Origin of the sequence: Chitinophaga filiformis (assembly GCF_021646545.1) — a bacterium.
Taxonomy (GTDB): Bacteria; Bacteroidota; Bacteroidia; order Chitinophagales; family Chitinophagaceae; genus Chitinophaga; species Chitinophaga filiformis_A.
On the sequence record NZ_JAKIRP010000002.1, the window covers coordinates 899,176 to 908,834 of the forward strand.

At 38.7% G+C, this 9,659-nt stretch carries 8 protein-coding genes and 2 pseudogenes; 9 read left to right on the forward strand and 1 reads right to left on the reverse strand.

Annotated elements, in window-relative coordinates; all coding sequences use genetic code 11:
* Nucleotides 1-338: 338 nt before the first annotated feature.
* On the forward strand, nucleotides 339-2,267 hold the full coding sequence (locus L3C95_RS09795) for an ATP-binding protein (RefSeq protein ID WP_236387211.1): 1,929 nt from the start codon (nucleotides 339-341) through the stop codon (nucleotides 2,265-2,267).
* A 79-nt stretch (nucleotides 2,268-2,346) separates the two neighbouring features.
* Here the strand turns inward: L3C95_RS09795 and L3C95_RS35210 are convergent, their stop codons facing one another.
* On the reverse strand, nucleotides 2,347-2,508 hold the full coding sequence (locus L3C95_RS35210) for a transposase domain-containing protein (protein ID WP_410682944.1): 162 nt from the start codon (nucleotides 2,506-2,508) through the stop codon (nucleotides 2,347-2,349).
* Nucleotides 2,509-2,573: 65 nt separating this feature from the next.
* On the opposite strand from L3C95_RS35210, the gene tnpA (L3C95_RS09800) reads away from it, so the two are divergent.
* From tnpA (L3C95_RS09800) to tnpC (L3C95_RS09825), 8 genes and pseudogenes are all read left to right on the forward strand, one after another.
* On the forward strand, nucleotides 2,574-2,867 hold the full coding sequence (gene tnpA, locus L3C95_RS09800) for an IS66 family insertion sequence element accessory protein TnpA (protein WP_236387213.1): 294 nt from the start codon (nucleotides 2,574-2,576) through the stop codon (nucleotides 2,865-2,867).
* Nucleotides 2,868-2,942: 75 nt separating this feature from the next.
* A pseudogene (tnpB, locus tag L3C95_RS35215) lies at nucleotides 2,943-3,224 on the forward strand (IS66 family insertion sequence element accessory protein TnpB); the annotation flags it as partial.
* A gap of 163 nt (nucleotides 3,225-3,387) precedes the next feature.
* A pseudogene (tnpC, locus tag L3C95_RS09805) lies at nucleotides 3,388-4,541 on the forward strand (IS66 family transposase); the annotation flags it as partial.
* Between the two features lie 99 nt (nucleotides 4,542-4,640).
* Nucleotides 4,641-4,754 (forward strand): transposase domain-containing protein, encoded by a 114-nt coding sequence (locus L3C95_RS35220; protein WP_410682957.1) that lies wholly within the window; start codon nucleotides 4,641-4,643, stop codon nucleotides 4,752-4,754.
* 767 nt (nucleotides 4,755-5,521) lie between these two features.
* Nucleotides 5,522-7,219: a hypothetical protein gene (locus tag L3C95_RS09810; RefSeq protein WP_236387218.1), complete on the forward strand. Its 1,698-nt coding sequence runs from the start codon at nucleotides 5,522-5,524 to the stop codon at nucleotides 7,217-7,219.
* Between the two features lie 660 nt (nucleotides 7,220-7,879).
* A complete protein-coding gene (gene tnpA / locus L3C95_RS09815) occupies nucleotides 7,880-8,230 on the forward strand; it encodes an IS66 family insertion sequence element accessory protein TnpA (protein WP_236387220.1) in 351 nt (116 codons plus the stop codon).
* Nucleotides 8,227-8,589 carry an IS66 family insertion sequence element accessory protein TnpB gene (gene tnpB / locus L3C95_RS09820; protein ID WP_236387222.1) on the forward strand — a complete coding sequence of 121 codons (363 nt, stop codon included), beginning with the start codon at nucleotides 8,227-8,229 and terminating at the stop codon, nucleotides 8,587-8,589. Before tnpA (L3C95_RS09815) ends, tnpB (L3C95_RS09820) begins: the two co-directional genes overlap by 4 nt.
* A 50-nt stretch (nucleotides 8,590-8,639) precedes the next feature.
* Nucleotides 8,640-9,659 (forward strand): IS66 family transposase (gene tnpC, locus L3C95_RS09825; protein ID WP_236387237.1); only part of this gene is annotated, 1,020 nt, incomplete at its 3' end.

The following is a 9,659-nucleotide window of genomic DNA, read 5'->3' on the forward strand; positions in this document are numbered from 1 at the left end:
GCTCGGCAAGCTGCAACTTCTTTTATCATTTTCTATAGGATGCCATATGCAAACTCAAAAGAGTGGTCTTGTCATCAAGCCATAGACGGCTTCTTGCATTGAAGGCGGCCGAGTTTTATATAAGAATTGTCGTACATTTTTTATATCCATACCTAAAACTATACTGTTTAACAACATGCTGTAAATGTAGAGTTGAAATCTGCTTATTACTTCGTATATTTGGAAAGCGATGCAATTCTGTATCGTTTAGAAAACCGATCATTTTTAAGTCATTATAATGTTACCTTTCTAAATTATTTTTGCATTACTGTGCTAAATTTCTCTGTGAAAAGTAATCTATGAACAATAAAAATTCATTCGTAAAAGGATCATTATTTGAAGAAGATTACCTAATAAAAACACTTGGACCCCTCGGCACCTCATCTGAAGTTGCATTGACAGAACTTGTTTCTAATGCTTGGGACGCAGGTGCCACCGAAGTGAGAATTTTCATCCCAGAACGTAGCGGGGACTATTTAACTATAGAAGATAATGGAATGGGATTGACACCAGATGAATTTGAAAATCGCTGGATGAAACTTGGGTACAACAGATTAAAACATCAAGGGAAGAATGTAGTCTTCCCGCCGGGAGTAGAAGGCAATAGGTTGGCATATGGTCGAAATGGGATTGGTAGGCACGGATTGCTTTGCTTCAATAACGAATACACAGTTGTTACTCATTCTAATGGTAAAAAGTCAACATTCATTGTAACAACTGAAAGTGAAGAGCAGCCATTTGTTATCAAAGAAAAGAATGTTGAGCAATCTGATACTTACGGTACAGTTTTAAAAGTTCTTGTAACTAGAAACTTACCTCAGTCAGAGCGAATTTTGCAAATAATATCTGCACGATTTCTCCATGATCCGCAGTTCAGAGTCTTGATAAATAGACAATCTGTTCAGCTAAGCCAACATACTGGGTTAATAGACACCTCTGTCTTGAGGATAGATGATAAAACTACTCTTAAAGCTCATTTTTTAGATTCAAAGCAAAGTGCGAGGTCTACTATTTATCAGGGTATTGCTTTTTGGCAAAGCAATAAACTGGTAGGAGAACCTTCATGGTCATTAGGTGGAGAAATTATTATAGATGGAAGAACTAAATTTGCTAAAAGATATACTATAGTAGTAGAAACAAATGATCTTGCTGACTATATAATAGAAGATTGGACCGGTTTTAAGAGCCATCCTTATATGGAGAAGATATATGAGGAGGTCGTGAAATATGTAAAAAGGATGCTTGCAACTGTCGCTGATGAATACATCGAAGACACTAAACAACATTTGAAAAGTACTTTTCATGAAGAGATAGCACAGTTAACTCCTTTAGGAAAGTACGAAGTTATTGAAGCAATAGACTCCATCACATCTACTCATCCAACAGCTCGTCATGAAACAGTTTCAATCGCGGTTCAGGCTATCATCAATCTTGAAAAAACACGCTCTGGAAAAGAATTATTGGTGAGACTTGCTAGCCTCTCGGAAGATGATTTCGTTGGATTGGGTGAACTTTTGCAAAAATGGTCTGTTAAAGATGCTCTCGTTGTATTAAATGAGATAGACAATCGTATTTCGTTGATCGAAGCGATTCGAAAGTTGTCATCGGATCCTGGCGTTGACGAGTTACATGTTTTGCATCCTTTGGTTTCGGGTGCTCGTTGGCTCTTTGGGCCTGAGTTTGAATCTGCTGAGTATTCCTCAAATAGGCAGTTGCAAACTGCAGTAGAGCAAGTATTCAAAAAGAAAATTGATCCCTCAGTATTCTTAAATAATAGAAAGAGACCTGATATAGTTTTATTAAAAGAATCAACTGCATCTATAACTGGTACGGAAATTTTTGATAACGATTCTGGCTTAGCTAGTGTAAATAAAGTTCTAATAATTGAACTAAAGAGAGGTGGCTTCAATTTAACCCGTGAAGAAAGGAATCAAGCTCAAGGGTATGTAGAGGATTTTATGAATTGTGGAAGCTTGATAGGATCTCCCTATATAGAAGCATTTGTTATTGGAAAGTCGTTTGCTAAAAATCTTCAGCCAATAGCTACTGTAAAAAATGCGAATGATGTGGAAATGGGGAAAATTCGCTTGTCTACATTTTCGCAATTGGTAGATACTGCGGAAAAACGGTTGTTTGGTTTAAGAAGTAAGCTTAATGAACGCTACGATGACATCTCTGGAATGGAGCTTTTTAAGAGTCAAGCAACACAATTAACCTTTGACCTTTAACTCAAATACTAATTACAGAGCTACCAGATGCTGCGTAACGATTCGGTTCTCGGCATCTATGAACCAATCAGCAGAGGCATTATCTTTGCGTCTGTTCTTTCTTCTTCCAGTTGTGCGGTAATAAATTAATCAGCTGATTAGCGGGGCAGTCATGCAGGCGATCATATATATCGCATAGGTATGTAAATGGATCAATGTCATTAAGGTGGCAGGATTCAATCAGAGGGTAAAATGTAAACACCCGAGATAGAGCGTCTTTTTAATCTAAAAGCATCAAAATAATATTGCGGATCAAAAGTTTAAAATATGAAACGCAATAAACGTACAGTTGAAGAAATCCGGTGTCTACTGGAGCAGAAGGAACTTGAAAGTATTCCCTTCAAAGAATTTTGCAAGATAAACAGCATCAGCGATGCTACTTACTATAACTGGCAAAAGAGAGTTGTATCTCAATCCGATAATGTAACAACGTTTCTTCCGGCTAGTATTCAAAAAAAATCATCTGGAGATTGCCCATTCGTTGAAGTTGAAAAGCCAGGAGGAATAATAATTAGGTTATTCAGGCAGGTATCGGTGGAATTTATAAAGTCACTGTGTTAATCTAATGCTGCACATATCCTCAACCAACCGGTATTTGTTTTGCAGTGAACCAGCTGATATGCGCAATCATTCCATGGCCTTGCTGCAATGGTAAAATACAGTATGAGACAGGATGTATTGAATGGAGACATTTATATATTCTTGAGTAAACGACGCAATGCCATAAAGCTACTAAGCATTGAAGGTGATGGCTTTGCTATGTATTATAAGCGATTAGAGAAGGGGACGTTTGAATCACCGTTATACGATCCCGTGCTCCGGTCTATAGCCCTTACAGATGCACAACTAATTATGATTCTTAAAGGGATTGTTCTGAATACAGTCACTTACCGAAAACGATATAGTCGTCCGGAATAATTGGTAATCAATCCGCTGTGATGTTATTGTCGTATATTGTATCAGCATGGATACGGTACCCCAAAAAGATTACAAACAACTCTACGAACAGGTTCATAAGGAGAACCAGGAGCTTAAAGCTGAACTGCATAAAATGCAGTTGCAGATGAATAAGTTCCAACAAATGTTGTTTGGCAGTAAACGGGACCGGTTTATTGATAATCCTGCTCAATTATTACTAGAGCTTAACACAACAGAAGCTTATCCTTCTTCTTCGTTAAACGATGTAAAGAAAGTTACCTACGTAAAAACGGATAAAAAGTCCAGGGCAGAACAATCGTCATTACATGCCTATCTGGAAAAACTGCCCAGGGTGTATGAAACCGGAGAACCTAATCATTTACCATTAGGTGCTGAAAAGATTGGAGAAGAGCAACATGAGGTTCTTGAATATACTCCGGGGAAACTATTCGTTCGTGTAATTATTACTCCCAGATATAAAATCAATATAAACGCAGATAAAGATCAGACTATTATTCTTTCTGCGCCAGCTCCGGAACAGCCATTGTTTAAATGTATAGCCGGATCAACTATGCTTGCACATCTGATTACGGCTAAAATCTGTGATCATATGCCACTGTATAGGTTGAGTAAGGCTTTTGAACGCATCGGTAGTGGCTTGCCTTATAATACATTGTTAGATTGGTATGGAGCTGCCGCTGATATGATAACACCGTTATATGGCTCTTTAAGAAAGGAAGCACTTGCCTTCCCATATATCCATGTTGATGAGACAACGCTGAAAGTTATTTGTGCAGAAGAGAATAGATCCCGCCAGAAAATACATGATGGCTACATGTGGTGCTATAACAATAGCATCAAAAAGTTGGTGTTCTTTGATTATCAGCCAGGCAGAAGGCAAAACTGCACCATAGGGATTCTAAAGGACTTCAAAGGTGTGATCCAGACTGATGGCTGGCAGGTTTATGAAAAAAATGCAGCTAAACAAAAAGATATTACCCAGATCTGCTGCCTTGTGCATGCAAGAAGAAAGTTTACAGACGCGCAAGTTTATGATAAGGAACTGGCAGGTTATGCACTGACCAGGTTTAATGAGCTATACGCCATTGAAAGGGTATGTAAAGAACAGCAACTGGACTACGACCAGATCAGAAAAATTAGGCAAAAAGAATCTGTTCCAATATTAGATGATCTGCATAAATGGATGCAGCAACAATACCAGACACTACCATCTGCACCTATTACTGCCGCTTTGAAATACTCCCTTGAAAGATGGGATAATTTATCCCTGACAATAATCCGGTGGAGAGAAATATACGTCCTATCGCATTGGGACGAAAAAACTTCTTATTTGCAGGCAGTGAAAAAGGTGCTCATCGCTTGGCCATGTTATATAGCCTCATTGGTACCTGTGCTATGAACAATGTAAATCCTTATGAATGGTTGAAAGATATCTTTGAGCGAATTAACAACCATCCCGTGAACAGACTTAGCGAGTTACTCGCGCACAACTGGATATCCTTAAATTGATTACTACGATTTTATTCTGATAAAATCTATACGCCTCGATCTCGGGTGTTTACCAATGTTGATATGGTCAAACAACTATTAGCCCGAATGGAGGCTCCTTATAAGGCCGAAGGTCTATCACAGCTATCAATTAGCGAAGCCGTAAACAGAGGAACTGGGTGCAGGAAAGCTACTCGCACGGGTCTGTGGGGGAGCGGGGGAGGTAACAATCCGCTCTACCCGGAACCAAGTGATATTGATTTTTAGTAAGTTAAGAATATTGTTGACTTAATCGGGGATGCAGTATTGTTTGGTATATTATAATCGGAGTACAGAGGGAAGTTAACCTTATTAGTCTTTCACTAATGTTTGATATTACTCGAAAAATATTCAAATAGTGTCTGTAATCTACTTGCATTCTCTTTCGAAGGCGCCATTAGAAAGAAAAATTGGTAGCTATAATAAGAATCAGACATGTAAGAATGCAATGGCAATTGAAGGAAAAGGCCATTCTGAAATGAAATTTCCCAAAATACCAACTAGTTGGTATTGTCCAATAATACAATTTTCGACACCTTTAACCGAAAGATTAGTATCTATTTCGCCTCGCCATTATAAACACTGAAAATATAACTAATGGAACGATCTTATCACGTCGGAGGAGGTCCAAATTCAATTAAATTAAAAGTTGGATGTTGAGACGTTTTGGCTTGCTAGATCACGCGAACTAGTAGATATAATAATGGTATGAAAGAAATGATTATTAACTACGATATTAATTGAAATATATGAAGATCGAACTTATGCGCGCTCTAATCATGGGATTTGTAGCCGTTATTTTATTTAGTTGTTCGAATAATGGAAAGATGCAGGGTAAAGTTATAATTGAAGAAATTAGATCCACCCCGATTATGGATTCTGTTCAAATTGATAGTATCGCTATTACATCCAATGGAGATACGTCAATGACGACATTCTTTGCTCTGAGAGAAGTTTTACCCGGTGACCGATTCGATATAGGCAGAGGTTATAATACGGTAAATAATGAAGTGACAGGTAAAGTAGTAGAATTTGCCGATAGTAATGATTTGAAAACCGTTTCGGAGACAGAGGGGCAAACGACTGATTTCGACGTAAAGGTTATAAAATCATACGATCAACTGAAGAAAATGATGGACTTAGAAACGAATGCTTCCCTAAAATGGGGCATTTTTAAGGGTTCAGCTAAATATGATTATTACAATAAAGTAAAAATAGATCAATACACAGCATTGCTGTTAGCAAAGGTAATAGTTAAAAACCCAACAGAAATATTAAAAACGTCCTGCTTGACCATGCGAGCACAAAGCTTAATAGAAAAATCTAAGGAAGAGTTCTTCGATATGTTTGGTGATGAGTATATTTATGGCAAAGTAAGTGGTGGAGAATTATACATTTTTTTTCAATTCTCAAGCAATAGTAAAGAAGAACTCTCTAAAACAAATGCCGCTATTACCGCCTCCGCAAGGAAAATGAGTGCCGGGGGGGCAACTTCTGCTAATTTCAAATCAGCATTAGAAGAATTAAAATCAAGTTCTGAATTGCATATTAAAGTAATTCGAGAAGGTACAATTGATTCAATACCGGAAAACGATTTAGACTCTTTGATAAGGTATGCCGCTAGGTTTCCTGAGAAAGTTAGAAATTCTAAGAATCCAGTAGCACTTGAAGTAATTACTGAGCCCATAAAAAATGTTGATAATTTGCCCATATCTTTTCCACAATCGTACTTACTGAATATTTACAATAGGAAAAGAAAAATAGAACTAGTTGCAAAAAAAATTGACGAAATTAGGACTGCATCGGCCAGTTCACAATTTATTATAGATAATGCTTCATTATTTAGAGAGTCATCTGTTGACTCTGCAAAAAAATTGATACGTACTTACGAATCATTGACTGATAAGTTGACTGATTGCGCAAAAACGTGTGCAATTTCTTCAACTGTATGTAATGAATGTAACGAAGACTTAAACAATACTTATGATCCTTATATAACAACTTTTAAGGATGAACAGTACCTCCCCACGGAACCAACAACACTAAAAAAGCAGAAGAAAGCTGTTATACCACGTGGAAGTCAAGGAATTAATGTGGATACTGTTAAGGTTGGCGAGACTGTTTATTTAGATTTTGAGGGGACTGCAAGATCTCCTTTTGATGTTTCGTCGAATTGCGTGAACTTGGCATTTGACCCTAATTTAGAAAGGACTCACGCAAAATTCGTTATTCAATTTGAAGAACTTAATTTTTCTAATCCACAAGAAATTATGGGTCAACCATATTTTTACGATGGCAAAGAATTTAAGGTAAGAGGGACAGGAGTTATTGTAAGAGCAAAAATTTTACTGGAAAGAAATATTGATGGAAATATATCTGTTACAAAGGTATCTGAAGAGCATACAACACTTTGTACCACTGTAAGGTCTATTACAACAAGGGAATAGAAGCCTTGTTGGCTTAAAATATTCCACTATCGTATTGTCCTTCTTGCATCTTCCCTCAATAGAAGTACAACTTTGCATTGTACATTAGATAGGTAACTCTCATAAGTATGTTTCTTACAAAGATGGAAACCTTTTATGAAGGATCTCCAGGAAGTTCAGCCATTAGGCTATTGTTCCCGAGAGTTATTTGGCGACGGTCAGGGTGTTTTGAAAGGTAGGAAACGATGTACGGGGGTGAATGTGTTTACCGAAATTGACGAACATTTACCGCTTAGAGACTTTCTAGTTTGCCCCCGTTGTGAAAGGCAGATAGGCAGAAGTGGTTCTAAGGGTAATGGCAGGATTTATTACTATTATAACTGCCAGTTTGTCAAGCAGTATCAAGAGCGTTTCCAGGCAGATACAATCAACGAGGCATTTATTAGACACTTAAACGAAATAGCTATCAATGCACCAATCATCGACTATTACTCCAGCGTATCACTAATTCATTAAAGACCGATAAACAGGGCAACTAAAAGGGGCTGAAGGAAATGCAATCCGAAATAGATAAGTTATACATAAGAATACAAAATGTTAGATTAACGTAATCCGAGATCGTATCCCCACGAGCAACAGCATCTTCCCTTAATCATCGGAAGTGACTAGTTTGCGCTCATTATGAGCCAAGATTTATCACAACCAATAGAAGCGGCAGCGGTGTGTATGTCTGTCACTGAAAAGAAGCGGTTACTTTCTGAATGGCAGCAAAGTAACCTGAAGATGAAAGTATTCTGTGAACAAAAGCAAATATCAGTAAATGCGTTGAAGAACTGGATAAAGCAGTTCGATATGGGGCGTAAGAGAAAGTCCAAAGTAAATCAACCTGGATCTTTTGTTGCCCTGATTCCAGAAAGATCGAACCCGGTAATTCCTTTTGCTGAATACTTGTTGCCTGATAATAGGAAACTCATAATCAACCATCCTGTTCCGGTGTCTTTCCTCAATGAACTATTATCCGCAGAAAGATGATTGCTTTAAACCCAGAATGCAGGTATTTCCTTTACAGATCCCCTATTAACATCAACAAGAGCTTTTATAGCCTGGCATCTATCGCTAGAGAGCAGATGAAGGTAGACCCATTGTCGCTGGCTGTATTTATTTTCCTGAACAATAATCGTAACCAGCTGAAATTACTCGTTTGGCAGGGCGATGGCTTTGCCATCTTTCATAAACGATTGGAGGAAGGTACGTTTGAATTACCACCATTCCTGCACGATCAAACACATGTGGTGATTAACTATAGCCAGCTGATATTGATCTTGCAGGGGATTAGTCTGCAAAAGGTACACTATCGAAAACGATATAATCAAAAAATGCCAGCACGTTAACATCGCGCTAACAATATTTACGCAATGATTGGCTAACATTGCATCCAGCGATGCAACACCCTAACATTGATTATAAGGAACGTTATGAACAGGCTGAGCAAACCATCAGCCAGTTAAAGCACGAGCTGGCAGTATTGAAGAAGATGATCTTTGGCAGCCGTCATGAGAAGTTTGTTTCCACAGAAGCATCAGTACAACAATTGTCACTGGATATGAAAGCTGACCAAACGATTACCAGCAGTGTTATAAGCGCTCAGAGAATCTCCTACACCCGCAACAAAATCAATACCGAACCGGTTCAGCACCCGGGTAGAAATAAACTACCCGATCACTTACGCAGAGAGGAAATTATCATTGACCCGATAGATCTTCCACAAGGAAGCAAGAGGATTGGGCAACTGGAAACAGAAGTTTTGGAATATAAGGCTGCAGAACTATATGTTAAAAGATACATCCGGCCCAAGTACCTGGCACCGGAATCTAATGCAGTAGACTCCTCTCAGATAATAACGGCACCGTTGCCAGACATGCCATTACCAAAATGCATTGCAGGGCCGGGTCTGTTAGCACAGATGATCATCGACAAATTTGTTGATCACTTGCCCCTGCATCGTCAAATGCAACGTTTTGAGCGTTCCGGCGTAAAACTTCCTTACTCGACGTTGACGGATTGGGTTGGTGCTGCAGCCAACCTGATAACCCCTCTTTATGGATCTCTCGTCGATCAGGTACTTAATGCTGATTACATACAGTGCGATGAGAGTCCAATGCCAGTGCTGGACAAGGACAAGAAAGGAAAAACTCATCGAGGCTTCTTCTGGGCCTACCAGGACAGTATAAACAAGCTGGTGGTCTTCGATTACCAGGAGGGGCGCAATAAAGATGGGCCTACGCAAATGCTACAAAAATTTAAAGGTACAATCCAGACGGATGGCTACCAGGTCTACGACACTATCGCTGAAAGCAGTGGAATAAATCTCATCCATTGCATGGCTCACGCACGTAGATATTTTGTAGATGCGCTGGAGCATGATCGCAGCCGTGCGGAGCATGTTCTTCAGCAAATACAG

Bases quoted from the DNA above. Each gene is read 5' to 3' on its own strand.
- L3C95_RS09795 (WP_236387211.1), top strand. From the start codon at position 339: ATGAACAATAAAAATTCATTCGTAAAAGGATCATTATTTGAAGAAGAT.
- tnpA (WP_236387213.1), top strand. From the start codon at position 2,574: ATGAAACGCAATAAACGTACAGTTGAAGAAATCCGGTGTCTACTGGAG.
- L3C95_RS35220 (WP_410682957.1), top strand. From the start codon at position 4,641: ATGAACAATGTAAATCCTTATGAATGGTTGAAAGATATCTTTGAGCGA.
- L3C95_RS09810 (WP_236387218.1), top strand. From the start codon at position 5,522: ATGAAGATCGAACTTATGCGCGCTCTAATCATGGGATTTGTAGCCGTT.
- tnpA (WP_236387220.1), top strand. From the start codon at position 7,880: ATGAGCCAAGATTTATCACAACCAATAGAAGCGGCAGCGGTGTGTATG.
- tnpB (WP_236387222.1), top strand. From the start codon at position 8,227: ATGATTGCTTTAAACCCAGAATGCAGGTATTTCCTTTACAGATCCCCT.